Here is a 411-nt window from a genome sequence, read left to right as displayed (position 1 = left end):
CGCCGAGCTGCGCCTGGAAAGCGCCGATTTCCCGGCCCTCTCGCAACTGACCGCCGACCTGCTGCAAGAGCTGAAAATGGGTGGCATGGACTTCTCCATCGCGCCGGCCACGCGCAAGTCCAGCGAAGACGAGCTGCTCAAGGATGCCGTCGATGCGTTCAAGGCCCGTGCACAACTGGCCACGCAAGCTTTGGGCGGCACAGGCTACAAAGTGGTCAGCCTGAACCTGAACAGCAGCGGCTATCCACGGCCGTACCTGCGCAGCGCTCCGATGGCCATGAAGGCCATGAGCGCAGATGAAGCGGCGCCGGCGCCCGACATCGAAGCCGGTACCAGCGAGGTGAGCATGAATGCTGATGGGTTGATTGAAGTGCAGATGCCTTAAGCAACTAGCGCCGGTATGCGCGGCCT

At 62.8% G+C, this 411-nt stretch carries 1 protein-coding gene; it reads left to right on the top strand.

From position 1 onward, the window contains the following. The coding region (locus GYA94_RS27330) for an SIMPL domain-containing protein (protein ID WP_161893513.1) at window positions 1-385 on the top strand (385 nt) is incomplete at its 5' end. Window positions 386-411 lie beyond the last annotated feature (26 nt).

The organism is Pseudomonas juntendi, assembly GCF_009932375.1.
In the GTDB taxonomy this organism is placed as follows: domain Bacteria; phylum Pseudomonadota; class Gammaproteobacteria; order Pseudomonadales; family Pseudomonadaceae; genus Aquipseudomonas; species Aquipseudomonas juntendi.
The sequence above is the reverse complement of the archived record's forward strand: the minus strand, read 5'-3'. Positions and strand labels throughout refer to the sequence as shown.